Below are 25,266 nucleotides of genomic sequence, written 5' to 3'. Positions count from 1 at the left end.
AAGGATCGAGGCCTGGTTTGAGGGTGTTCTGGCGCGCCTCATCGCGAGCAGGCTGCTCGCGGTAGCAATCTTTCAGTCACATCAATATTGGATGTACTGTCGCCATCGCGGGCAAGCCCGGCTCCCACAGTGAGCGGTGTCGTTCACAAATCTTTTGGTCAAGCAGATATCTGTGGGAGCGGGCTTGCCCGCGATGAGGCCGGCCCGTCCAGCACGAAACCCATTATTGTTTCTGCTGATTCTCTGCCACAGCAGCTTTCGATTTGGAGAAACGGTAGAACAGATTGGGTTCGCTCACGATGTACAGTTCGCCAGCGGTGTCCATGGTCATGCCTTCGGCTTGCGGAATGGTTTTTTTCAGGTCGTTCAGGCCGAGCAAGGAGCGGATGCTGACGAAGTTGCCGTCCTGATCGAGTTCGGTCAGGTTGGAAGACTGCTCGCTCAGCAGCAGCAAGTGACCGGTCCGCGGATCGTAGTAACCCTCGGAAAGATCCAGGCCGAAGACGCTGCGGTCGATCCAGTTCGTCAAGTCCTTGATGCGCACCTGCAACGGGCCACCCATGGAGGCGAGCATGCCCGTGACCGAATACAGCTGCCGCGGATCGCGCTCCTTGATCGCGAAGATACGATCGTTGGCCGCGTCATAGGTCACGCCTTCAAAGCCCTTGTTGTGTTCGCTCAGGTTGATCTCGATCGCGACAAACTGTGCGTTTTCCACAGAGATGGGGCCCGGGCTGTCCGGCAAGGTCAGGACGTACAGTCGCTGCAAGCCTTCATCGGCGATTACCACACGACCCTTGCCCATGTAGGCAATGCCTTCGGTGTCCTGGAACCCGATCAGCGGGTAACGTTCGAGCAGGTCTCCGTTACGGCTCATTGCCACAATTTCCATAGGCGTACCATTGGTGATGCCCAGCAGACGATCGTGGTCCGGGTCATAGGCGATACCGGACAAATTGGTCACGTCCGCGACAGGCTTGGCCTGGATCACGGCTTTATAGTCCGGCAGCCAGATGTTTTTGTCCGGCGCCTGATTGCCATGCCAGCGGTTTTTCCAGTGCGCATACAGCTGCTGGTGGACCATGAAATGTGCGGATACCGCGTAGGCGCCAAGCAGTACAACAATGAAAAATATTCCGAGCTTCCATTTCTTGCTCATGACTTGTCCTTGTTCCAGCTGAAGCGATAGACCTTGGCGGGTTGTTCGGGCCGACATTGGCCGTTATCGGCATCGGCGCCGACGATCGACCATTGCGCACGAGACGTTTCGCCCAGCTCATGGGCGGCTTCAGGTTTGAAACACTGGCTCAACACTCCGTCCGGCACCAAGGCGTACGCCTCACGGTGGTCGCGCAACCACTGCGCTGCTTGTTCGACCGAGGAGTCTTTCATCCCGAAATGCACGATCGGCTGCCGGGCGAATAACCAGTGCCCCTCGCGCCAGTTGACCAGCACCAGATCGGCGCCGTGGGTCATCGTCGCCGCCTGCGCCATGAGCGCTTCATGGGGGTTGCGACCTTCCTTGATCGTCTCGATGAAACCGCGGGCAAACCACAAAACAAACCAGGTCACCACCAGCGCCTGGAATATTCGCCGACCGCGCGGGCGTTTGCCGAACCAGCGCTTGAGCAGCCATGGAATCAGCGGCGCTGCCACCAGCACCAGCCCTGGCAGCGCCGGATAGATGTACAACTTGCGCTTGCCGCTGCTCAGGCAGAAGAACAACACCACCAGCACCACCCAGCCGAGCAGCACCAGCACTCGACCGTCGTGTTTGCGCAGTTGACGGCGCCAGGCCGGCACGAGCCACGGCAGGGCGAGCACTAGCGGCAGCCAATATTGCGGGATCACGTTGACGAAGAAGTACCAGAACGGTTCGCGGTGATCCCACGCGGCGGCATAGCGTGCCGCTGTTTGGCGCAGCAGGATTTCTCGCGCATAGGCAATTTCATCCGCAGTGCCATTGAGCACAATGGACAGCGCCAGGGGCAGCAGCCAGATCGCGATGGCGCCGAGGGCGACCAGGAAGCCCAGGAACCACTTGCGCTTCTCTCCGGGCATGACCACTACACCGGACCAGTTTTTGCGCACCGCATAGGCATACGGAATCAGCATCAGGATCGGGACGAAGCCGACCCCTTTGGTGATCACGCCAATGCCCATGGCGGCACAGCCCACATAGAACCAGCGCCAGGCCGGCCCGAGCAGCAGGTGCCGCGCCAGCCCGTACAGGCCCAGCGACGTGAACAGAATCAACAGGCTGTCGATCTGCCCGGTTCGCAGGATGCTGTAGGTCTGATAGGTGGCCAGGTACAAGAGCGCCGCCGTCCGACCGATGCGCTGATTCCATAGCCTGCGGCCCAGATCGTAGACCATGGCCGTGACCGACGCGGCCGACAAAAGCCCCGGAATATAGAGGGCGAGGGCAGGCAGGCCGGTGAGCCACGCGAAGAAGGCCACCGTCCACATAAAGATCGGCGGTTTATCGCCGTATATCTCCGCAGCACGGTGGGGGATGAACCACGCGCCGTTGTGCAGCATTTCCAGGGCCACGCCGAGGAAGCGTTCCTCGTCCACATTCTGCGGTTGACGTAGCCCCAGCCCGGCGCCGATCAACAGCAAGGCGAGCAGCACCAAGCCCAGGCATTCGATGCCGGGCGACAGGGTTTTGCGCATGGTTCAGTCCTTTAGATGTCTGCTGCGGGCAATCAATTGCAAGTTGCGCAAATAGACGATGGAGCCAAAGGCCTGGCCGACAATGAAGACCGGGTCTTGTCGGTAAATGGCGTACGCGAACAGCAGGGTGCTGCCGACGATGCTCAGGTACCAGAAGCTCACCGGGATCACGCTGCGTTTCTTGTATTCGCTGTACAGCCACTGCAACACGAAGCGACCGGTAAAGGCGATCTGGCCACCGAAACCGATCACCAGCCATAGGGTTTCGCGGGAGAAGTTCATCCTTCGATCTCCTGTGCGTTGGTGTTCAACCGTGTGCGCTTGATCAGCCACCAAACGCCGAACAGGTCGAGAATGCCCACCAGGGCACGGTCGATGTTGCCGTATTTGGACACCCCTGCGGTGCGGGGGCGGTGGTTAACCGGATGGACGATCATGCGGCCGTTGTGACGCTGGATCAGCGCAGGAATGAACCGATGCATATGGTCGAAGTACGGCAAGCGCAGAAACGCCGCGCGCTCGATCAGTTTCAGCCCGCAGCCGGTGTCCGGCGTGGAGTCCTTGAGCAGGCGGCTGCGCAGGCCGTTGGCGAAACGCGAGGCCCAGCGCTTGCTGGTGGTATCGCGGCGGTTGACCCTATGCCCGGCTACCAACTGAACGTCTACCAGACCCTGTTCACCGCGCACCAGCGCCAACATCCCGGGGATGTCCGCGGGGTCGTTTTGACCGTCGCCATCGAGTGTCGCCAGCCATTGGCCCCGAGCATTGAGCGCCGCATGGTAGAGCGAGGTGCTTTGCCCCAGCGAACGCTCATGACGCAGGATGCGCAACGCGCTCAGACCGTTGTTTTTCATCTGTCGCAGTTCATGCAAGGTGGAATCGGTACTGCCGTCGTCCACGACAATGATTTCGTAAGCCTCATCGGCCAACGCGGTGCGGATTTCCTCAAGTAAAGGCTTGAGGTTGTTCGCTTCGTTTTTTGCTGGAATCAATACAGATACAAAGATGTCTTGGCTCATAGAGTCCCCCTTGCGCCTTGGTCTTTTATTATCAAGGGCTCACGTTTCATATCTGGTAGAAGTGGCGATACCACTTCACAAATTCCGCCACGCCTGTTTCAACCGTCACCTGAGGACGGAAGTCGACCCATTCGGCCAGTGCCGAAATATCGGCCCAGGTCTTGACCACATCGCCTGCCTGTAGCGGCATGAAGTTGCGTTGGGCCTTGATGCCCAGCGCCGACTCCAGGCAATCGACGAACTCCAGCAGCGGTACCGGCTGGCCGCGGCCTATGTTGAAAATTCGGTTTACGCCATCGCCGGGCCCGTTCGGCACCGGTGGCTTTGAGCGCAGGCGCGCGATGCTTTCGACGATGTCGTCGATGTAAGTGAAGTCGCGCGACATCTGGCCATGGTTATAGATGTCGATCGGCAAGCCTTTGATGATCGCCTCGGTAAACTTGAACAGCGCCATGTCGGGGCGCCCCCAAGGCCCGTAAACGGTAAAAAAGCGCAAGCCGCTAGCCTTCAGGCCATACAGGTGGCAGTAGCTGTGCGCCAACAGTTCATTGGCTCGTTTAGTGGCGGCGTACAGCGAAATGGGATGGTCGACGCTGTCATCGACACAGAACGGCATTTTGCTGTTGGTGCCATACACCGAGCTGCTCGAGGCATAGATCAGATGCGCGGGGCGATGGTGCCGGCAGGCTTCCAGCACATTCAGAAAACCCACCAGATTGGACTGCGCATAGACGTCCGGGTTATCCAGTGAATAGCGAACGCCAGCCTGTGCCGCCAAGTGCACAACTTCGGTGAAAGCATGGTCTTCGAACAATGCCATCAAGGCCGGTTTGTCGACGATGTCCAGGGTCTGGAAACGAAAGCCCGGCAAGGACTCCAGTTCCTTGAGCCGTGCGTGCTTGAGTTCCACGCTGTAGTAGTCGTTGAGATTGTCGATACCGACCACTTCAAGGCCTTCCCGACACAATCGCTTGACGGTGTGATACCCGATGAAACCGGCGGCGCCCGTGACCAGAACCGTCATGAGGCCCGCGCCTGTGCGCGACCAATCCCCGTCGTGCGCAAAGGAGGCCTTTGCATGACAATTACCCCTGAGTATGTGTTGATCAGCTTATTTTTTTTGGTTGATACCACTGTAGGCTCCATGCCTTGCTCCGTTGTTAATCACAAGCTTGCGCGGTGCTCATGAGCGCAGTGCCCGCCGCCGTATACCGTGCCTGCTTATATGTAAAAAAAATGTTAAGCGTTGATGTCGATTTTGTGACTGCCCCCTGATGTGCCAGTCGTCCTGCGGGCCCTTACAACGCGGCGCCTAGCAGTTTCAAGTATTGCGGGCTTTCGGATATCGAGTTGTGGCCCGTGCCCGGTATCACCTGCAGCGAAGCCACACCCTTGGCGAAATTCGTGTAGAGCTTTTCCGTGCTTGAGCGTGGTATGACTTCGTCGTGTTCGGCCGCGATCAACAGCGTCGGTACGGTGATGTGAGCGGCGTATTTCCAGGATTCGAACTTGTCACGAAGCAGCCACTTCACCGGGAACCAGCGGAACTGGCGGGCGGCGAGGTCTTCAAGGCTGTTGTAGGGCGTGATCAGGATCAGGCGTGAGGCCGGGCGTTGGCTGGCGAGGCGCACGGCGACACCGGAACCGAGGCTGCGCCCGACTACCGCAATGTTGGTATGGGTGTTGTAAACCATGTCGAACAAGGTCATGGCATCTTGCTGAATCGCCTCCTCGGACGGCGACCCGGAACTGCCACCATAGCCTCGGTAATGCAGCAAGTAGATCGCATGATCCGCAAAGGCCTGCGAGAACCCAGGCAGGCTGCGGGAAACGTCCTCGGCATTGCCTCCGAAGTAGATCAATGCCTTTGGGCCGTCGTGCGGCCTGACGGTCACCAGCACCTGCGCGTCGGCGACTGACAGCGTCAGCAGTGTTTCGGGCGCGTCGATAGCGCGTGGTTGCGGGTAGTAGATGAGGGCGCGTTGAAACACGAACAGCGCAGCGCAGAGCACCAGGTACGCAATTGCAATGAAAGCGAAGAGAGACATCAGGGGGCGCGACATTCGACTAAGTTTAGTGGACGACATTGACTGCTTTGGGCCTTGAGACAGCTATTGCTTGAGTGCCGACAGAGTGTAGTTCAGCAAACTCAGCTGTACAGGAGAGGTGCCCGATGCCGTCAGTCAAGGCACAGAACCTGTGGGAGCGAGCCTGCTCGCGAATGCGGAGTGTCAGGTAACACTAATGCCGACTGACACTCCCTCTTCGCGAGCAGGCTCGCTCCCACAGGTTGCGCACCTAAACTGACTGGCATGGGTCTTTGCCTATGATTGTTTTCAGCCGTAGAAAAATACTCACGCTGGCTGCCGGTGTTTCGGCGGTCTTCACCTTCGATCCGGCCTTTGCCGCATCGGCGCCGTCGACGGAAACAGGAGGCAAGAACATGCTGACCCGAGCCATTCCTTCCAGCAACGAGCCGTTACCCATGGTCGGGTTGGGCACGTATCGCGGCTTTGATGTCGCGCCTTCCGACGCCGCCTACAAGCAGTTGCCCGCTGTGCTCAGAGCGTTGTTCGAGAAGGGCGGCACGGTGATCGACAGCTCGCCCATGTACGGTCGCGCCGAGCAGACGACCGGTGAGTTACTGTCGATCCATCGGCCTCGTTCGCCTGCATTTCTGGCCACCAAGGTCTGGACCCGTGGTCGCGAAGAAGGCATCGCGCAGATGGAGCAGTCGTTCAAGCGGTTGCAGACCGACCGTATCGATCTGATGCAGATTCACAACCTGCTGGACTGGAAAACCCATCTGCCGACCCTGCGCCAATGGAAGGCAGAAGGACGCATCCGCTACATCGGCATCACCCATTACACGGCGTCGGCGTATGACGAGGTGGAAGCGCTGTTGAAAGCCGAGCCGATGGACTTTTTGCAGATCAACTACGCCCTGGACGACCGCGGCGTCGAGAAACGAATCCTGCCGCTGTGTCGCGAGCGCGGTGTGGCGGTGATCTGCAATCGGCCTTTCGGCGGCGGTGACCTGCTCGCGCGATTGAAAGGCAAACCGCTGCCGGGATGGGCTGCGCAAGTGGGGGTCAACAGCTGGGCGCAACTGGCGCTCAAGTTCCTGTTGGCTCATCCGGCGGTGACGTGTGTCATCCCCGGCACCAGCAACCCGCGCTACATGGCGGAAAACGCCGGTGCAGGTGCAGGCCCGATGCTGACGGATGCGCAACGCCAACAGTTGATGGCCTTGGTGGGGTAGGCCCGTTGGCGGGATGATTAATACCAGTAAGTAAAGCGCAGAACCTGTGGGAGCGGGCTTGCCCGCGAAAGCGGTGTGTCAGACGACATCAATGTTGACTGTGCCGCCGTCTTCGCGGGCAAGCCCGCTCCCACAGGTTTTGCGACTTAACTGACTGACATTCCAGCGGTCGGCAATGCGTCGGCAGTCTCCAGCGGAATCTCCAGGGTGAAAAGCGCTCCCTGGCCCGGTCCATTGCTATGAACGCGAAGGTGCCCGTTCATCTCTACCGCCGCGAGCGCACAACTGTGCAGGCCAAAACCATGACCTTCCTTGCGGGTGGTGAAGCCGTGATTGAAGATTCGGGTCAAGTTCTCGGCTGCGATTCCTTCGCCCTGATCCTCTACGCTGAGGCGCAGTGTTGCGTTATCGATAATCTTGACGCCCAGCGTCATATGGCGCTGATGGTCGCTGACCTTGGACATTGCATATTTGGCATTGCTGATCAGGTTGATCAGGATCAACAGCAGCCGGTGTTTGTCGCCGATGATCGTCGGCGCGTCCTGGTAGTCCTTGGTGACGACGACATGGTGCCGGCTCAAGGCGCCGGAATTCATGCGTAACGCATCCTCGAACAGATCGACGACGTTCAACGGCTCGACCAGCCTGGCGGCACCGGCATAGGCCTGCTGAGTGGAAACGATGTCCTTGATGTGATCGATGCTTTTGGTCAGTTGCGACAGTTCGTCAACGATGCTCGATTGCTCGAGCGCAATGGAGTCGACCAGTTGATTGAGGTAAAGGGGAAGCAATTTGCCTTTTTCATCGCACGTGATGAACTGCCCCAGGTCTTCGGCATGTTCGTTCATCATTTTCACCGCTTTACCCAGGCCGAGGGTTTTGCTGGCCGCCAATTTGCGGGTGATCACATCTGCCGAGACGTTAACGCTGTTCAGCACATTGCCGACGTTGTGCAGCACATTGGTCGCGATCTCCGCCATGCCGGCCATCCGCGCGGCATCGACCAGTTCGCGCTCGGCTTCCAGCAGTTCACGGGTGCGTTCCTCGACGCGTTGTTCCAGTCGCTCGTTTGCCGTTTGCAACTCATTGTTCATCTTGTTGATCAGGGCATAACTGCGAATCAGGCGGCCGGCCAGATACAACAACAGCAGCGCCATGATGCCGGCGCATATGCCCAGGTAAAGGTGATATTGGCGGTCTGTCGCGCCTGTGCGCCGTTGTTTTTCGTTCAATAATTCGTTGATGCTATCCAACTGCCGTCCGACCGGAATCACACTGATGCGATCAAGCAGATCATTGACGATGGGCTGTTCTCGAACAATAGCATTCACCGCGTCTACAAAGGCAGTGAAAGGCGGGCGCTGTTCGGGCGGCAGTTGATTGATGTAGTCATTCAGATACTTCATATGCCCGGAGATTTCATCAGCCCTTTCGCTGGTGACATAGAGGGCATATTCAAGGGTGTCCAACGTAACATCGAACACCACTGAGGCCGCCACAGCATCCACTTTCGGGCGTTTGTCGTTGAAGTCTTCCAGCAACACCCGAATGTTATCTTCCAGCTCAGGCAGGGCCTCGAATGATATTCGCAAGGCCGTGTTGTGCTGTTTGAATTGCTCAACCAGTCGGGTTTTGTTTTCTACCGCATCCAGATAACCCTCGCGTCGGGTTTGCCAAAGGGTCGAGAGGGGACCGGTCGCATTGAGGTTGTCGAGCTGCACCCATCGCTGTTCTGCTTCAGCGGGCGCCCCCAGAAACAAATTGTCGTTCAGGCCGATTTTGGCTCTCAGAATCTTCACGTTCCAGTTGGCATCGAACTGCTTGAGTTGGCGAACGAAGTCGCGCGACTCGAAGTACGTCGATGTGTCGTAGGAATATGATTTGATCAGCAAAAATATCAATACGCTGAAAAGGGTCAGCGCAATGGCGCCCAAGGCAGTCCATTTGTAATGATTGGAGAGCTTCATTGCGGCATTCCTCCCCGGGCCATCCTGAGGGGGAGAGACTGCCAACGGTTAATGATTTCCATTTTTGCGCTCCCTGCAAAATGGCGATAATCACCACATTGTTTGTAAGCCTAGCGTTGTTGGCGAACAGTGCCGGAAAAAACACCGAATGGGGATCAGTGGTGTCACGGTCGCGGTAATGCCGGGAGTGGCTTCAACGGCAGTAGCGGCGGGAATTCCTCGGGCGTGAGGGTTTCTTTTTCCAGCAACAGACGGGCGCCCTCATCCAGGTCGGCCCGGCGACTCTCCAGCAGTGCCTTGGCCCGTTGGTAGGCTTCATCGAGCAGGGCGCGAATACCCAGGTCGATTTCCCGGGCGGTCTGTTCCGAATAATCCTTCTCGCCCAACGTGGCCATGCGATCCCCCAGGTACGTTGCGTTTTGCCGCTCCAGCACCGACTGTCCGAGTTCGGCGCTCATGCCGAACCGGGTGATCAGTTGCCGGGCGATATCGGTCGCGCGGCCCAGATCATCGGCGGCGCCGGTGGAGATCTGGCCATAGGCAAGGTACTCGGCGGCGCGCCCGGCCATCAGCACGACAATCCGGTCCTTGAGCGTCTGGCAACTGATCACGAAATGATCCTCGGTCGGTCGCTGCAGGGTATAGCCCAGCGAGCCGATGGCGCGGGGCACGATCGACACTTTATGCACCGGGTCCATCGCTGGCAGCGTGCTGGCGGCCAGGGCATGCCCCATTTCGTGGTAGGCCACCACCCGGCGCTCCTCGGGATCGAGCAGGCTGCTCTTGCGTTCGAGCCCCGCGATGAGGCGTTCTACCGCCGCGGTGAAATCGTTCAAGTTGATCGCTTCGGCACCGCGCCGGGTGGCGACAATGGCCGCTTCGTTAACCAGGTTGGCCAGGTCGGCGCCGGTGAAACCGGTGGTGATCTCGGCGATACGCGCGCCATCGAGCCCTGGCTCTACGGTGACTTTCTGCAGATGAACCCTGAGGATCGCCTCCCGCCCTTTGCGATCGGGGCGGTCGATCAGAATCTGTCGGTCGAAGCGGCCGGCCCGCAACAACGCCGGATCGAGCACCTCTGGCCGGTTGGTCGCGGCCAGCAACACGACGCCCTCACGGGGATCGAAGCCGTCCAGCTCGGCCAGTAATTGGTTAAGGGTCTGTTCTTTTTCGTCATTACCGCCCAACGTACCGACGCCGCGCATCTTGCCCAGCGCGTCGAGTTCATCGATGAAGATGATGCAGGGCGCCGCCTGCCGCGCCTGTTCGAACAAGTCGCGTACCCGGGCCGCACCGACCCCGACGAACATCTCGACGAACTCGGACCCTGAGATCGAGAAAAACGGCACACCGGCTTCACCGGCGATGGCTTTGGCCACCAGCGTCTTGCCGGTGCCTGGCGGGCCGACCAGCAAGGTGCCCTTGGGAATGTGCGCGCCCAGGCGTGCGTATCGGGCCTTGTCCTTGAGGAACGAGACGATTTCCACCAGCTCGGCCTTGGCTTCATCGATGCCCGCGACATCGGCGAAGGTCACCCCGGTGTCGCGTTCGACAAACACCCTGGCCCGGGACTTGCCGACATTCATCAGCCCGCCAAGACCTTGTTTGTCCGCCATCCCGCGAAACAGGAAATTCCAGAACACCATGATCAGGACAAACGGCAACAACCAGCCCAGCAGGCTGTTCATAAAGGTGTTTTCGGTGGTTCCGGTAAAACCGACGCCCGATTGAGAGAGTTCAGTCGCCAGCGCCGGATCGACCCGCACGGTGGAGAACCGGTCGTGTCCATCGATGGGCTCTTGCAACTTGCCGCTGATCTGGTCCTTATCGACCCGCAAATCACTGACTTTTTGCTCGTTCAACAGCTGCAGGAATTGGCTGTAGGGCAGGGGCTGCACGGCCTGGCGCTCGCCAAAGAACATCTGCATGAGGCTCAGCACGATAAAAGCGATCGCGAAGTAGGACAGGTTCCACTGGTCGTTCTTTTTCATGGCCTTGGCTCAGCGTGAGAACGCAGGGTCGCTCATAACGAGCCGCGCCCGCTTGATTGCCGGTCAGTTGGGCACTTGAACACCGTAACCCCTGTGGGAGCGAGCCTGCTCGCGATAGCAGCGGGTCAGTCAACATTGATGCTACATGTACCGCCGTCATCGCGAGCAGGCTTGCTCCCATAGGTTTGCGGACCTCGACTGACAGGCATTAACTGCGCCCGCCCGGTTTTTTTGTTAGACCACGTCAAAAAAGCCCCGTGCCGGCTTCCCGACAAGGGGCTTTTTTGCGCGAAGTGTCTGTATCGGCGATTCATCTGGATTTGATCTGCACCTTTTTGTCCGCGTTCATGGCTTCGGGCTTTTTCGGCAGCGAAATGCTCAGCACACCTTTACTGAAGTTCGCTTCGATCTTGTCGGCATCGACGCCTTTAGGCAGGCTGAATGCCCGCTGGAAGGAGCCATAGTGACGCTCTGACAGGTGATAACCCTTTCTTTTTTCTTCCTTGTCCTCTTTCTTTTCACCCTTGATGATCAGATTGCCGTTGGACAATCTGATGTCGATATTTTCCTGATCCATGCCCGGCAGTTCGGCGGTGATTTCGAAGCTTTCATCCTTCTCGGTAATGTCCACCGCAGGCAGGCTGCGGCCGATAAATTCCCGACTCCAGAACGGTTCGACATCAAACAGCCCGCGCCGAAAAGGCGTCAGCCCCGAACCACGATTGAAGTCTTCGAACAGGTGATCGACCTGCTGGCGCAGTTTATCCAGGGGCCGCCAAGGGTCTGCAGCCATCGGTTGCTGGGTTTTTTCGTCGTCGGTGTGCACCGGCATTTTCTTCTCGAAATTGGCCATTTTTCGTTCCTCCTATCGAGCACTGCGGTGGGCCGGGAACGTCTCGGAGGCCGGTCCACCACCACAGATTCAGGCCTTACCTTAAAAGGTTAGTATTCCTGCGGCTGCCAGGCCAACCAACAGTCGGTTTCTGGCGGCGAGCCGTCTATCTCGAGAACTTGCGCGCACCGACCACGCAAAGAATCACCGCAACAGTCACACCCAACATGCCAAGGCTGACTTGCTCATGCAGCAGCGTGGCCGCCAGCGCCAGGCCAAAAAACGGCTGTAGCAGCTGAAGCTGACCGACGGCGGCAATCCCGCCCTGGGCCAGCCCTCGATACCAGAACACGAAGCCGATAAACATGCTGAACAGCGAGACGTAAGCCAGGCTGAACCAGGCGGTCGGGGTGATTCCCGAGAGCGAAGGCGGGGCCAGGAACCAGGTCAGCGGGATCATGATCGGCAGCGACAGCACCAGGGCCCAGGAAATCACCTGCCAGCCGCCCAGTGTTCTTGAAAGCTTCGCGCCTTCTGCATAGCCCAGTCCGCAGGCGAGGATGGCCAGCAACATCAGAATGTCCCCCGCAGGAGAAGCGGTCAGGCCTTGGGAGATGGCAAACCCCACCACCAACAGGCTGCCCAACACCGAGAAAAACCAGAACACCGGCCGGGGACGCTCGCCACCGCGCCAGACCCCGAAGGCTGCCGTGGCCAGTGGCAACAGGCCTACGAAGACGATGGAGTGCGCAGACGTCACATATTGCAGCGCCAGCGCCGTCAGCAGCGGAAACCCGAATACAACGCCCAAGGCCACGATTGCCAGGGAGAGAAGCTGACTCTTGGCCGGTCGCTTTTCGTTGAAAAGCAGCAACATGCACAGCGCCAAAATGGCAGCGATGCTGGCCCGGGCAACCGTCAAGAAAACCGGATCAAATTCCAGAACGGCCACCCGTGTCGCGGGCAGCGAGCCGCTGAAGATGAGCACGCCAATGAACCCGTTGAGCCATCCGCTCGCGTTCTTTTCCGTGGTGTGGTGTTGCAGGTGCGATGTGCGTTCCATTGAGGTTCCCCTTCATGCAGGTTGCATGGGAGGCATCGTATGGACGAAACTCAATACAATCAAAATATTGTCATGGATACACTTGCGCATGCCTCGTTCACGCTACAAATCACTGGTGGATGAATTTGCCGCGGATATCCGCTCAGGACGACTGTTGCCGGGCACGCGCCTGCCGACCCACCGCCAGCTGGCGGCAACGGAAGGCCTGGCCCTGGTGACGGCTAGCCGGGTTTACGCGGAGCTGGAAGCCATGGGCCTGGTCAGCGGGGAGATGGGGCGGGGGACTTTCGTCAGGGAAACCTCGTGGTCGCCGGGCCAGAGTATTGACCAGCATAGCGTTGCCGCCGGCATGACGGACCTGAACTTCAACTATCCGGCGCTTCCCGGGCAGGCAGAACTGCTGCGAAATGCCCTGCGCCAACTCGCATCGGCCGGCGATCTGGAATCGCTGCTGCGCTACCAGCCACACGCGGGGCGCCCGCATGAACGTGCCTCTGTGGCGCGACATCTGCGCGTCCGAGGTCTGGCGGTTGAGGCGGAGCAGGTGCTGATCGTCACCGGTGCCCAGCAGGGGCTGGCCGTGACGATGATGGCGCTGTTGCAACCCGGTGACGTGATTGCGGCGGATGCCTTGACCTATTCAGGATTCAAGGCCCTGGCCGACTCACTGCACCTTGAAATCGTGCCCATACCGGTGCTCGATCACGGCCCTGATCTGGAGGCGCTGGAAAGCCTGTGCCGGCAAAGGCGCGTGCGGGCCGTGTACACGATGCCGACCCTGCACAATCCGCTGGGATGGGTGATGAGTGCCGATCAACGCGACTGTCTGGTGACGATTGCGCGCCGGCATGGGCTGCTGATCATTGAGGACGCCGCTTACGCCTTCCTCGCGGAAAATCCTCCCGCACCGTTGGCGGACCTCGCCCCCGAGAGGACGGTCTACGTGTCAGGCCTCTCCAAGAGCGTGGCCACCGGACTGCGCGTGGGCTTCGTCGTCGCCCCCCTTCAACACGTGCCCGCACTGGAGCGCACGATCAAAGCGACCACCTGGAATACCCCGGGCGTGATGACGGCAATCGCCACGACATGGCTCGACGACGGCACCGTCATGCAACTGGAAGCGGAAAAGCGCCAGGACGCGCAGGCCAGGCAAGCCGTGGCCGCTGAGGTACTAGCGGGGCTGCGCTGCATTCGCCATCCCTCGTCGTATTTTCTTTGGCTGCCATTGTCGGAAGACGCAAGGGCCGACCAGATCGCCATGGCGTTGATGCGCGAAAACGTCTCGGTTTCCACCGCCGAACCGTTTGCCACCTCGGTCAACGTCCCCCATGCGTTTCGTCTGGCGCTGGGCTCTGTGGAGATGGGCGCATTGCGCGAGGCGCTGGAAAAAGTGAAGTGGATGATCGGGGCATATTCGTAGTCGGAAGAGGGCTGTGCAGAGTTGATTCAAGCGCCGCTCTGAACCTGCTCAACGATCAGTTGGGCCAATACCCGTACCGGCTCGGTAAAACTTTGCCGAGCCCGATGGACGAGGCCGATATCACGATGGAAGGTGTGTTGCCCCAAGTCCAGCGCACGCACCCCGGCGGGCCAATCCTGATGGGTCGCCGTCTGCGGCACCAGCGCTACACCGACGCCATTTTCGACCAGCTTGATAATCGCCTCCAGTTCATCCAGCTCGCACACTTCACGCAAGGTGAAATGCATCTGCCGCAAGAAACGATCGACCTGCCTGCCGCCAAACGATGACCGGTCATAGCGAATGAAGGGTTGGCTGGAAAGCAGTGCCGACCAGTCGTCTCCGGGCACATCGCGTGGAACGATCAGCCGGTAGGGCTCAAGTGCCAGGGTCGTCCAGCGCAGATCGCTTTGCAGCGAGAAGGGCGGGCGAATGATCACCGCCATGTCGATCTCGCCGGCATCCACCAGGTTGACCAACTCCATCGACAGCCCCGGGATCACACGGGTTCGGCATTGCGGACATTGTTGGTGAAATCTGGCGAGCGCATCCGGCAAGTACGAGCGCTGCACGGAAGCGATGGCGCCGATGTTCACCAGCACGCTGGCTGGCAGCCCAACCGTGGTGGAACCCAGATTGTCATAAAGGCGAAGCAGCTCCTGCGCCTGCAGAAGTATCTGATGCCCCATTCTGTTCAGGTGAGCCGAGCGGCCCTTGCGGTCGAAAATCTGGAAACCCAGTTCGGCCTCCAGACGTTGCATCTGGGCGCTCACGGCGGCCTGCGTCAGCCCGATCCTGTTGCCGGCAGCGGCAAAGGTGCCTTCGCGCGCGACGGCGATAAGTGTTTTCAGTTCTTTGATCATTCACAAATATTAATTGTGTTTCTAAGAAATATATATTGATTTTTTTGTTTGGTCTGCAGCTCTACGATTGGCTCCGTTCTCAAAAACAAAACCGATAAAAACACCTTGATTGGAGTTCCGATGAGCCTTTCTCCTTTTCACCTGGCGATCCCTGTTTATGACCTCGCGGCGACACGCACCTTTTACGGTGAAGTGTTCGGGCTGCAAGAGGGTCGCTCCAGCACACAGTGGGTCGACTTTGATTTCTACGGTCACCAACTGGTTATTCATGAGCACCCAAAGACTGCTTCCCAAGAGAGCGTCCACAGCAATCCGGTAGACGGGCACGACGTCCCCGTTCCGCACTTCGGCATCATCCTGGAGTGGCAGCAGTGGGAAGCCCTGGCCGAGCGCCTGAAGTCCTTTGGTACCGAGTTTGTGATTGAACCCTACATTCGATTCAAGGGGCAGGTCGGCGAACAAGCCACCATGTTCCTGTTCGATCCGTGTGGCAACGCACTTGAGTTCAAGGCGTTCAAGGATATGAGCCAACTCTTCGCCAAGTAATAGAAGTAATGGCACAACCTTGTTGTGCCATTCGATTTCAAGTGAGCTGGAAGCTCATGACTCTAGCAACTGCTACGTAACGCAGTCCTTTCATTCCAACAAGAAGGCTAGACATGAAACGTATCCCTTTGGTTTGGCAAATAGTTGCCGGGCTGTTGCTTGGCGTGCTCGTCGGTTGGTACTTCAATACACACCCGCAGTATCAAGGGTGGATCAGTTCTGAAATCCTCAAACCCCTTGGCGATATCTTCATCAAGATGATGAAGATGGTCGTGGTTCCCATTGTCTTCTGTTGCATGATCCTGGGGATTGCCGGCGGTGGTGATAACAAGTCTTTTGGGCGCATGGGCGTCAAGTCGCTGGGGTATTTCTTCGCGATTACCGGCCTGGCCATTGTGATGGGGTTGTGTTTCGCCAATATCTTCGAGCCCGGTACGGGCACTGATATTTCGGGCATTTCCCACAGCACCGCTTCGGTCAATATGGAGCCTTCGAAGGGCGCTCTCGTCATCCTGCAGAACATCGTTCCCGATAACGTTTTTGTCGCGATGTCGGAAGCGAAGTTGCTCTCGGTACTGTTCTTCGCCGTGTTGTTTGGCCTGGCATTGAACTCGCTCCCCAGAGAAAAAAGCGCACCGGTAGTGGCGGTGGTTCAAGGCATCTCTGATGCCATGTTCAAGGTCGTCAGTATTGTCATGGCTTATGCACCTATCGGGGTATTCGGCATGATCGGCGCTACCGTGGCGACCTTCGGTTTTGCCTCACTCTTGCCTTTGCTCAAGTTGATCGGCGTGGTTTACCTGGCACTGATTGTCTTTGCGCTGGTGGTGCTTGGCGGCATTTGCTACCTGATTGGCGAGAATATTTTCAAACTGATCAAGTACTTCCGTAATGAGCTGATTCTGGCGTTCTCCAGCGCCGCCTCGGCGTCGGTCATGCCGCAGCTGATGAGCAAGCTGGAACACTATGGCGTGCCGCGCCGTATCGTCAGTTTCGTGGTGCCGGTGGGTTACGCATTCAACCTGGATGGCGCGTCGATCTTCCTCGGCGTGGCGACGATTTTTGTCGCGCAACTCTATGGGATCGACCTGTCGCTGTCCCAGCAAATACTGCTGGTGGTGACGATGGTGCTGACCTCCAAAGGGGCCGCCGGCGTTCCCGGCTTCGCCATCATCATCCTGTCCGCCACCTTGGCATCGGCCGGTCTTCCATTGGAAGGGGTCGCACTGATTGCCGGCATCTTCCGGATTATCGACAGCGGTACCACCACCCTGAACGTGCTGGGCAATGCGATTGCACCCTTGGTCATCGCCAAATGGGAAAAGGTCAGCATTGAGCCTTCGGGGGTTGCCCGGGTGGTGCAGAAAACCTAGCCATGAAGAGCCGTCGGCCAGCCCTGGGCGATGGCTCTGGTCTTTTATTCGAGGTAAAACATGACCGATAACAGTCTGAGAACCGATCTTTTTTCTGCGTACCGAATGGGCGCATTCGATCTCCCCAACCGTATTGTCATGGCGCCAGTCACCCGTAGCCGCATGGGTGAAGACGGTGTGCCTGACGAATTGCATGCCACTTACTACGCCCAGCGGGCCAGCGCCGGACTGCTTATCAGCGAGGCCACCAATATTTCCGCCCAGGGGCGCGGCTATGCCATGACCCCTGGTATCTGGACGCCAGAGCAGGTGGCTGGCTGGAAGAAGGTGACCGATGCCGTCCATGCCGCGGGGGGGCGAATCGTTTGCCAGCTGTGGCACGTGGGACGCTTCTCCCACGTAGACCTGCAACCGGATGGCGCACTTCCGGTGGCGCCATCGGCGATCAAAGCCCAAGGCACCACCTACACCGCCAACGGCGTGGTTGAAGTGTCCATGCCCCGCGCTCTGGAGACATCGGAGATCCCGGGCATCATCGAGCAGTACAAGCACGCAGCCGAATGTGCAAAACGCGCAGGCTTCGACGGTGTTGAAGTTCACTCTGCCAACAGCTATCTGCTAGACCAGTTCTTGCGCGATTCCACCAATCAGCGCACCGACCAATACGGCGGTTCCATCGAGAACCGGACTCGGTTGACCCTCGAAGTCACCGAAGCCGTGGTCGCGATCTGGGGCAGCGACCGGGTTGGCATCCGCCTCTCGCCGGTGACACCGGACGCGGGCAATACACCGCCCGACAGCAACGTCATGGTCACCTACGGCTATCTGATCAAGCGACTGAACGCGTTCCAACTGGCTTATCTGCATATCGTCGAAGGGGCCACCGCCACATCTCGCGATGTACCGGAAGGCATTGACCTGGACGCGCTACGGGCGTTGTTCGACGGCCCGTACATTGGCAACAACGGTTATGACCTTGATCTGGCCGTTTCGCGGCGCGCGCAAGGCAAGGTCGATGCCGTCGCATTCGGCCGACCTTTTATCGCCAACCCGGATCTGGTCGAGCGTCTGCGCTTTGGCTTCGAGTTGGTCGTTGCACCCCGTGAGGCTTACTACGGCGGTGGGGCAGAGGGTTACACCGACTGGCCCACCACCGACGCTGGAGGTGAAGTGAATGTCTGATCAACGGAAAACTCCACTCGGCAAATCCCGGGCGCTGGTCAGCCCCATCGGGCTGGGCACCGTCGGCATGGCGGGCTTCAACAACCACGTCAACTATCGCCAGTTCGAAGAAGCCATCGGTGTAGCTTTCGAAGGAGGCATCCAACACTTCGACGCAGCGCCGTTCTATGGGCATGGCAAGGCCGAGTATTACTTGGGGCATGCGATCCGAGAGCTGGGAATTCGCCAACACGTAACGCTCAGCACCAAGGCTGGCCGGATTCTGAAGCCCGCCAATCGCTTCAGGGAAGTGAAAGGGCGATATGCAATTGATTGGGTCGAGCCGCTGCCCTTTGTGGCGGAGTACGACTACTCCTACGACGGCATCATGCGTTCGTTCGAAGACAGCCAGTTTCGCCTGGGGCAAGACTTCATCGACGTTCTGCTTTTGCATGATGTGGGCGAAGCCTGGCACGGCGATCAGGCCGCCATCTATTGGGATCAGCTCAATAAAAACGGTGGCTACCGGGCGCTCGATGAGTTGCGCGGAGGCGGCTATATATCGGCCGTTGGCCTCGGCGTAAACGACACCGATTCGGTACTTCGCGCCTCGTCCGAGTTCGACATCGATTGTGCACTGATTGCCGGGCGCTACTCATTGCTCAATCACGCGCCGTTGGACGGTGCCTTTGACGAACTCCAAAAGCGCAATGTCTCGGTCATCGCGGCAGGTGTTTTCAACTCGGGAATTCTGGCGACAGGAACCAAAGCCGGCAACTTGACGTATGACTACAACACCGTCCCCGAAGACATCCTGACGCGCGTCAGGAGCATCGAAAAAGTGTGCGATGCGTTCAATGTCGAACTGGTGTCCGCCGCGATCGAGTTCGTCAAATTGCACCCCGCCGTCAGCACGGTGTTGCTCGGTGCGCAGAACGCAGAGGCCGTCAGCACGAATCTTCAAGCGGCGTCCAGATCAGCCCCCAAGGCCTTCTGGGAAATGTTGAAAGTGCGCGGCTTGATCCCCGAAAAAGCGCCGGTTGAATGATTGCAGGCCGGCGCCTTGCAACCGCGCATGAGTGCGAAAAAATCAATCCCGTGTCAGTTACTTATCAGGAGTCATGCAAATGAGCAGTCTTACTTACGTTCAGGAATACAACGCGATTGTCGAGGTGCTTAACCAGTACAACGAAGGTGGCGCGAAGGCCGATAGCGCACTGATGAAGCCCGCCTTCAACGAGCAGGCCACCATGTTTGGTGTCGATGGCGACAAGCTCGTCGGCGGCGCGATCCAGAATCTCTATGACGTCATCGACACCGCGTTCCGTCCGTCCCCGGAAGCCAAAGCCGCCATCGTGCGCATCGACATCGTCGGCACGGCTGCCAGTGCGCGGGTCGATACCGACAACGTTTCCGGATTCCGCTTCACCGACTTCTTCAACCTGCTGAAGGTAGAGGGCAAGTGGACCATCGTCAGCAAGATCTACCACACCCATCCGAACGCCTGATCCCTCGTCTTCACTGAAAGGAGAGCACCATGTCAAAGAACATCAAGGCAGTACCGACCGCCGAGTACAACGCCGTCATTGCCGTCGCCAATCAGTACGTTGAAGGACTGCGGGCGGGCAGCACGGAAGGTGTCGCGAAGGCATTCCACCAAGACGCGGTGATGTATGGCTTCACTAATGGCCAACTGCTCGGCGGCCCGATCAAAAACCTGTTTGATTTCGTTCAGAAAAACGGCAGTGCCCCCGACATCACGACCCGTCTCGACGTACTGGCGATCACGCCGACGACCGCTGTTGTACGTGTTGATATGGAGAAGGATGCGATCGGTGCCGACTACAACGATTACCTGACCCTGATCAAAATCGATGGTGCCTGGAAGGTCATCGCCAAGGTCTATCACCAGTTCGAAGGTTAAGCGTCCACCGGTCCCGGTTGAGGCAGTGCCGGGACCGGAGTTCGTCCATCACCAAGGGGAGAAGCGACCGTGAGTGACGTTTTTATCATCGGCGCGGGCGGATTCGACCAGCGGTATTTGCAATGAAGTTGGTTTTGGTTGGCTCCACGGGGCTTGTAGGGCGAGAGGTGCTGAAACTGGCGCTCGCCGATCCACGTATCAGTCATGTGGTAGCTCCGGTTCGCCGGGCACTTGTCGCTCATCCCAAGCTGCAGGCGCCTCTGGTCGATTTCGACATTTTGCCCGAAACGGTTGACTGGTGGCAGGCCGATGCTGTGATCTGCACCTCGGGCACAACGATGCGCAGTGCCGGTTCGAGAGAAGCCTTTCGACGCGTCGATCTCGAGTACCCGATGCATGTGGCGCGCTTGGCCAAGCGGCATGGCACCTCAGCATATGTACTCAATTCGGCCATCGGGGCGAATCCGACTTCGCGTTTCTTCTACAACCGAGTGAAGGGCGAACTGGAGATGCATCTGGCCGGGCTTGGCTTTCACTCACTCACCTATGTAAGGCCCGGCGTCATCAGTGGGCAGCGGGACGAGTTGCGATTGGGTGAGTGTGCACTGGTTTGCGCACTTGGCCTGGCCGGACGGCTGTTGCCCGCTCGCTGGCGACTTAACCCCGCGTCGCGGATCGCCCGAGCGTTACTTGAGTCCGCCCTTGAGCGCGCGCCGGGCATTCATGTCATCTCCTCCGAACGCTGCATTTGAGTACAGGTTCGGTGGGGGTTTTCAAGCAGGTTTTTTCTAGGAGGAACACAAATGCCGATGGTTGAATTTTCCGCTGTTCTGGACAGTGACGCAGCACACGCGTGGAGCGTGTTGAAGAAGTTTGGCGAGATTCAAAGGTGGCATCCGGCGATTGTCGAAAGCGGCATTGAGGACAACCAGCCTGATGGCATGGTGGGTTGCATTCGCAAACTCGTATTGGCCGATGGCGCGGTCGTCAGGGAGCGTTTGTTGTCAGTCGATGACCGCAATCTGACATTCTCATACCGCTTCGAAGAGGCGCCATTACCCTTGGATAATTACGTGGCCACCGTGAAACTGGCGCCCCTGACAGGCCAGTCCAAGGCGTTTATCAGTTGGTCCGCCAGCTTTGAGCTGCGCGAACCGAGTAGGGCAGAACAGTACCAGGAAGTTATTCGGGAGTTGATCGTCGAGGGGCATCACAGCCTCCAGACATTTCTGGGGCAGCGCTGAGCTGAACCAGACAGTGAAGAGCCTTTATTCCTGCACCTAGCGCATTACAATCTCACTGAATTTGACGGTAAGCGTCTCATCATTCCCATCCCGAAACGCCAGTTTGATCGCTGGTGTTTTGCTGAGCTTGCTGTTGCTCTGCTGGAAGATCAGCGTCACTCGCGTAGGTACGTTGCGAATCAGCTGAAAGCGTAGCCGGGCGCTGTCCTCGACCTGGCCCACCCGGATCGACTCGAACTCAAGCGGACCGCCGGACTCGTCACACTGCGGGTAAGCGGTATTGCTGAATCTTGCGGGGATATCACTGTGTTGACTCCTTGTTCCGTAGCCGATCGTCCATCCTTGAAGGCGACTGTCAGGCTGTAGATATAGAAAACCTTGAAATATCAAGGTCAGGGGCCTGATTGTGGCGGGATGCCATTATCCAGTAATGGCGCTGTGGGTAAAGGCGCGCGGTACGGCTGCACTGGAATAAACATCGAATATTTGCTTAAGTCCACTGACACACCTGTGCGGTGATTGAATCCCAAGGCGCTTCAACCGGAGAATCCCATGACCCCTCGATTCCCGCGTTTCGCCGCATTGCTCGCCATCCTCCTGGTCGGCGCCTTGCCTTGCGCCCACGCCGTCGAATACACCCAGGTGAACACCACCGCCAGCAAGATCTCGTTCACCTATAACCAGTTTGGTTCCAGGGCGTACGGCACCTTCGGCAAGTTCGACGCCACGCTCGATTTCGACACGGCGAACCCCACCGCGGCCCACGCCAAGCTGACCATCGACCTTGCCAGCATCGACGCCGGGGGCAGCGACGCCAACAGCGAGCTGCAAAAGCCTGCCTGGTTCAACACGGCGGACTATCCGGTGGCGACCTTTGAATCGACCGGGGTGAAAGCGCTGGGCAATCACCGTTACATGATCACCGGTAACCTCACGCTCAGGGGCATGACGCGCGAGTTGCAGGTCAAGGTATTGCTGAAGCCGGAGAAGGCCATCGGCATCTTCGATGGCGACATCATTCTTAAACGCAGGGACTTCAAGATCGGCGAAGGAGAGTGGGGCGACACGGTTGTCTCCAACGACATCAACATCCGCTTCCGCATCGTCGCGCCCGAGCGTTGATTTTCCTGCGCGGGCTCGATCTGTGACAATAGCGGGCTTAACCCGGAGTCTAAAACGCAATGCCCCAGCTCACCCACTTTGCCACCCCATGCCCAGAGCCCATCAACAGCCAGATTCTGCAGATGGTCGTCGACAACCTGACCGACATCAGCATGGTGGGCATCGCGCCGAGCAACCCGTTGTACAACGTCTATCAATACACGGTGGGCTATGAGGTTCATCTCTACCTCGAAGCGCTCGGCGGCGCCAAAGGCATTGCGGTCGAACTGATCGTCGCCACGGACGATGAAGACCCTGAGCAGGTCATCGGCTTTCTGCTGTACCTGCCGGTCAAGGACGACCCCCAGGCGTGCGGCGTGGCGTATATGGCGGTGCAGGCCAGCCATCGGCGGCGGGGCGTCGCGCGGGCGATGCTGCAAGACATGCTCGGCCGCTACCCGCATGCCGAACTGACCTGCACGGTCGCCAAGGTGCCCTGGTTCGAGTCGATGGGCTTCCAGGTGCTGGGCGTGCGCGGCACTCAGGTGCTGATGAACACCCGTGATCACGGCACCGAAGGCTTGATGGGCCTATTGGATGTCACTTCGATCTACAGTTCTTTGGAGGTGCGGCAGATACATACATATCTGCTGCAGAAACACGGCAAGCGGGCGATGATCGATGCAGAAAAGCAACGCGACCGGCATCTGGACCAAATGACGCGCAACGCCAAGGCGTTTGTGCTGGATCGTTTAAGTGGCGACCCTCGTCGCGTCTAGACTGTTGAGTCCTTTCGGGCGCGCAGGCTGGCCGAGGCGTGATATTCTGTCGCACTAACTTGGTTTGACCTATTCGGTTCGTACGTCCACAGACGTCCGACGGAATCAATGTCGCTCCAGTAGCTGAGCCCAATAAAGATAAAAATCAGTGCACGAGGGACATATAACTGAGGTCGATGGAGACACGTCGGCCTTGTGTGCCCACCTTCAAATCCTTGTAAGTGTAGGAACCCACGGCACGCTGCCTGCGTACCCGTACTCTTGGGTTGCTCATGTTGAGGATTGAGGGCGGATGGCGTTTATCATAGGTGCTACAGATGTTTAAGAAACTGAACACGGCCCTGCTGGGGCTGGCTTTGTCGATGGGGATCACGTCCGCCTACGCGGAAGAGGCAAAGAAAGTCGATGTGCTGCTCATTGGCGGCGGCATCATGAGTGCAACGCTGGGTGTCTGGCTTAATGAGCTGGAGCCTGGTCTGTCGATGGAAATGGTCGAGCGCCTCGACGGCGTCGCCCAGGAAAGCTCCAACGGCTGGAACAACGCCGGTACCGGTCACTCCGCCCTGGCCGAGTTGAACTACACCCCGGAAGATGACAAGGGCAACGTTCAGATCGCGAAAGCCGTTGAAATCAACGAAGCCTTCCAGATCTCCCGTCAGTTCTGGGCCTGGCAAGTTCAGCAAGGCGTGCTGAAGAACCCGCGTTCGTTCATCAACTCCACTCCACACATGAGCTTTGTGTGGGGCGATGACAACATCAAGTTCCTGAAGAAACGCTACGAAGCCCTGCAAGCGAGCCCGCTGTTCGCCGGCATGCAGTACTCCGAAGACCCGGCTGTCATCAAGAAGTGGGTTCCGCTGATGATGGAAGGGCGTGACCCGAACCAGAAAGTCGCGGCCACCTGGAGCCCGATCGGTACCGACATGAACTTTGGCGAGATCACCCGCCAGTTCGTCGCGCACCTGCAAACCACGCCAAAGTTCGACTTAAAGTTGTCTAGCGAAGTGCAAGACATCACCAAGAACGCAGACGGCAGCTGGCGCGTCAGCTACAAAAACCTGAAAGACGGCACCAAAACCGAAACCGACGCCAAGTTCGTCTTCATCGGCGCGGGCGGCGGTGCACTGCACCTGCTGCAGAAGTCCGGCATTCCTGAAGCCCAGGAATACGCAGGCTTCCCGGTTGGCGGCTCGTTCCTCGTGACCGAAAACCCGACCATTGCCGAGCAACACCTGGCCAAGGCCTACGGCAAAGCCTCTGTTGGCGCACCGCCAATGTCGGTTCCGCACCTGGACACCCGTGTCCTGGACGGCAAGCGCGTCATCCTGTTTGGCCCATTCGCGACCTTCAGCACCAAGTTCCTCAAAGAAGGCTCGTACCTGGACCTGCTGACCACCACGACCACGCACAACGTGTGGCCAATGACCAAGGTCGGCATCAAGGAATACCCGCTGGTCGAGTACCTTGCAGGCCAACTGATGCTGTCTGACGAAGACCGCCTCAACGCCCTGAAAGAATACTTCCCGAACGCCAAAGCTGAAGACTGGCGCCTGTGGCAAGCCGGCCAACGCGTGCAAATCATCAAGCGTGATGAAGCCGCTGGTGGCGTGCTGAAGTTGGGCACCGAAATCGTTGCTTCCGCAGACGGCACCATCGCCGGCCTGCTGGGCGCATCGCCAGGTGCTTCGACTGCTGCACCGATCATGCTGACCGTGCTGCAGAAAGTGTTCAAGGACAAGGTTGCAACCCCTGCCTGGCAGGAAAAGCTGCACCAGATCGTGCCTAGCTATGGCACTCAGTTGAACAGCAACCCTGCGAAAGTGGCTGAAGAGTGGGCTTACACCTCCAAGGTGCTGGAGCTGACTCCGCCGCCGGTGATTGGTCAGGCGGCGGCTCCGGCTGCTGCTCCGGCCGCTCCGGCCAAGGCGCCGAAGGCTAATGCTGCAACGGATATGGCTTTGTAAGTAGAAGCGTAATCGGAAAGCCCACTGGATCGGTGACGGTCA

Annotated in this window: 24 protein-coding genes; 13 read left to right on the top strand and 11 right to left on the bottom strand. The window is 58.5% G+C overall.

Annotated elements, in window-relative coordinates; translation table 11 throughout:
* Positions 1-223: 223 nt before the first annotated feature.
* The 6 genes from AB7M22_RS15770 to AB7M22_RS15745 all read right to left on the bottom strand — a co-directional run bounded on the left by AB7M22_RS15770 (position 224) and on the right by AB7M22_RS15745 (position 5,782).
* Positions 224-1,159: an SdiA-regulated domain-containing protein gene (locus AB7M22_RS15770; RefSeq protein ID WP_454187009.1), complete on the bottom strand. Its 936-nt coding sequence runs from the start codon at positions 1,157-1,159 to the stop codon at positions 224-226.
* The gene (locus AB7M22_RS15765; protein WP_454187008.1) at positions 1,156-2,676 is read right to left on the bottom strand and encodes an ArnT family glycosyltransferase; all 1,521 of its coding nucleotides are present in this window, start codon (positions 2,674-2,676) and stop codon (positions 1,156-1,158) included. Before AB7M22_RS15765 ends, AB7M22_RS15770 begins: the two co-directional genes overlap by 4 nt.
* Before the next feature lie 3 nt (positions 2,677-2,679).
* On the bottom strand, positions 2,680-2,958 hold the full coding sequence (locus AB7M22_RS15760; protein WP_454187007.1) for a lipid-A-disaccharide synthase N-terminal domain-containing protein: 279 nt from the start codon (positions 2,956-2,958) through the stop codon (positions 2,680-2,682).
* Complete coding sequence (locus tag AB7M22_RS15755) at positions 2,955-3,695, bottom strand: glycosyltransferase family 2 protein (protein WP_454187006.1); 741 nt, start codon at positions 3,693-3,695, stop codon at positions 2,955-2,957. Before AB7M22_RS15755 ends, AB7M22_RS15760 begins: the two co-directional genes overlap by 4 nt.
* A gap of 46 nt (positions 3,696-3,741) precedes the next feature.
* On the bottom strand, positions 3,742-4,719 hold the full coding sequence (locus AB7M22_RS15750; protein WP_454187005.1) for an NAD-dependent epimerase: 978 nt from the start codon (positions 4,717-4,719) through the stop codon (positions 3,742-3,744).
* A 274-nt stretch (positions 4,720-4,993) separates the two neighbouring features.
* Entirely contained in the window at positions 4,994-5,782 is a 789-nt protein-coding gene (locus AB7M22_RS15745) for an alpha/beta hydrolase (RefSeq protein WP_454187004.1), read from the bottom strand.
* A gap of 356 nt (positions 5,783-6,138) precedes the next feature.
* Here AB7M22_RS15745 and AB7M22_RS15740 point away from each other — a divergent pair, with 356 nt between their 5' ends.
* Positions 6,139-6,957, top strand: a complete 819-nt coding sequence (locus AB7M22_RS15740; protein ID WP_454188822.1) for an aldo/keto reductase — start codon at positions 6,139-6,141, stop codon at positions 6,955-6,957.
* A 146-nt stretch (positions 6,958-7,103) separates the two neighbouring features.
* Here the strand turns inward: AB7M22_RS15740 and AB7M22_RS15735 are convergent, their stop codons facing one another.
* The 4 genes from AB7M22_RS15735 to AB7M22_RS15720 all read right to left on the bottom strand — a co-directional run bounded on the left by AB7M22_RS15735 (position 7,104) and on the right by AB7M22_RS15720 (position 12,810).
* The gene (locus AB7M22_RS15735; protein ID WP_454187003.1) at positions 7,104-8,924 is read right to left on the bottom strand and encodes a DAHL domain-containing protein; all 1,821 of its coding nucleotides are present in this window, start codon (positions 8,922-8,924) and stop codon (positions 7,104-7,106) included.
* 164 nt (positions 8,925-9,088) lie between these two features.
* The gene (gene ftsH, locus AB7M22_RS15730; protein ID WP_454187002.1) at positions 9,089-10,915 is read right to left on the bottom strand and encodes an ATP-dependent zinc metalloprotease FtsH; all 1,827 of its coding nucleotides are present in this window, start codon (positions 10,913-10,915) and stop codon (positions 9,089-9,091) included.
* Positions 10,916-11,225: 310 nt separating this feature from the next.
* Positions 11,226-11,768, bottom strand: a complete 543-nt coding sequence (locus tag AB7M22_RS15725; RefSeq protein ID WP_454187001.1) for an Hsp20/alpha crystallin family protein — start codon at positions 11,766-11,768, stop codon at positions 11,226-11,228.
* A gap of 145 nt (positions 11,769-11,913) precedes the next feature.
* A complete protein-coding gene (locus tag AB7M22_RS15720) occupies positions 11,914-12,810 on the bottom strand; it encodes a DMT family transporter (RefSeq protein WP_454187000.1) in 897 nt (298 codons plus the stop codon).
* Positions 12,811-12,898: 88 nt separating this feature from the next.
* Here AB7M22_RS15720 and AB7M22_RS15715 point away from each other — a divergent pair, with 88 nt between their 5' ends.
* On the top strand, positions 12,899-14,230 hold the full coding sequence (locus AB7M22_RS15715) for an aminotransferase-like domain-containing protein (RefSeq protein WP_454186999.1): 1,332 nt from the start codon (positions 12,899-12,901) through the stop codon (positions 14,228-14,230).
* 26 nt (positions 14,231-14,256) lie between these two features.
* Here AB7M22_RS15715 and AB7M22_RS15710 read toward each other — a convergent pair whose 3' ends face one another.
* A complete protein-coding gene (locus AB7M22_RS15710) occupies positions 14,257-15,132 on the bottom strand; it encodes a LysR substrate-binding domain-containing protein (protein WP_454186998.1) in 876 nt (291 codons plus the stop codon).
* Positions 15,133-15,252: 120 nt separating this feature from the next.
* Here AB7M22_RS15710 and AB7M22_RS15705 point away from each other — a divergent pair, with 120 nt between their 5' ends.
* The 11 genes from AB7M22_RS15705 (at position 15,253) to mqo (ending at position 25,224) form a co-directional block, all read left to right on the top strand.
* Positions 15,253-15,678 carry a VOC family protein gene (locus AB7M22_RS15705; RefSeq protein WP_305502400.1) on the top strand — a complete coding sequence of 142 codons (426 nt, stop codon included), beginning with the start codon at positions 15,253-15,255 and terminating at the stop codon, positions 15,676-15,678.
* A gap of 113 nt (positions 15,679-15,791) precedes the next feature.
* Positions 15,792-17,051, top strand: coding sequence for a cation:dicarboxylate symporter family transporter (locus AB7M22_RS15700; protein ID WP_008013631.1), 1,260 nt, complete (start codon positions 15,792-15,794; stop codon positions 17,049-17,051).
* Between the two features lie 60 nt (positions 17,052-17,111).
* Positions 17,112-18,233: an alkene reductase gene (locus AB7M22_RS15695; protein WP_454186997.1), complete on the top strand. Its 1,122-nt coding sequence runs from the start codon at positions 17,112-17,114 to the stop codon at positions 18,231-18,233.
* Positions 18,226-19,260, top strand: a complete 1,035-nt coding sequence (locus AB7M22_RS15690; RefSeq protein ID WP_454186996.1) for an aldo/keto reductase — start codon at positions 18,226-18,228, stop codon at positions 19,258-19,260. Before AB7M22_RS15695 ends, AB7M22_RS15690 begins: the two co-directional genes overlap by 8 nt.
* Positions 19,261-19,339: 79 nt before the next feature.
* Complete coding sequence (locus AB7M22_RS15685) at positions 19,340-19,720, top strand: nuclear transport factor 2 family protein (RefSeq protein ID WP_429547236.1); 381 nt, start codon at positions 19,340-19,342, stop codon at positions 19,718-19,720.
* A gap of 29 nt (positions 19,721-19,749) precedes the next feature.
* Positions 19,750-20,136, top strand: coding sequence for a nuclear transport factor 2 family protein (locus AB7M22_RS15680; protein WP_454186995.1), 387 nt, complete (start codon positions 19,750-19,752; stop codon positions 20,134-20,136).
* Between the two features lie 122 nt (positions 20,137-20,258).
* A complete protein-coding gene (locus AB7M22_RS15675) occupies positions 20,259-20,888 on the top strand; it encodes an NAD-dependent dehydratase (RefSeq protein WP_454186994.1) in 630 nt (209 codons plus the stop codon).
* Positions 20,889-20,939: 51 nt separating this feature from the next.
* Positions 20,940-21,380 (top strand): SRPBCC family protein, encoded by a 441-nt coding sequence (locus AB7M22_RS15670; RefSeq protein WP_008013643.1) that lies wholly within the window; start codon positions 20,940-20,942, stop codon positions 21,378-21,380.
* Between the two features lie 552 nt (positions 21,381-21,932).
* A complete protein-coding gene (locus tag AB7M22_RS15665; protein WP_454186993.1) occupies positions 21,933-22,502 on the top strand; it encodes a YceI family protein in 570 nt (189 codons plus the stop codon).
* Positions 22,503-22,561: 59 nt separating this feature from the next.
* Entirely contained in the window at positions 22,562-23,260 is a 699-nt protein-coding gene (locus tag AB7M22_RS15660) for a GNAT family N-acetyltransferase (protein WP_454186992.1), read from the top strand.
* Positions 23,261-23,577: 317 nt separating this feature from the next.
* Positions 23,578-25,224 (top strand): malate dehydrogenase (quinone), encoded by a 1,647-nt coding sequence (gene mqo / locus AB7M22_RS15655; protein ID WP_454186991.1) that lies wholly within the window; start codon positions 23,578-23,580, stop codon positions 25,222-25,224.
* Positions 25,225-25,266 lie beyond the last annotated feature (42 nt).

It is taken from the genome of Pseudomonas sp. ADAK2 TE3594, assembly GCF_053628675.1.
The sequence above is the reverse complement of the archived record's forward strand: the minus strand, read 5'-3'. Positions and strand labels throughout refer to the sequence as shown.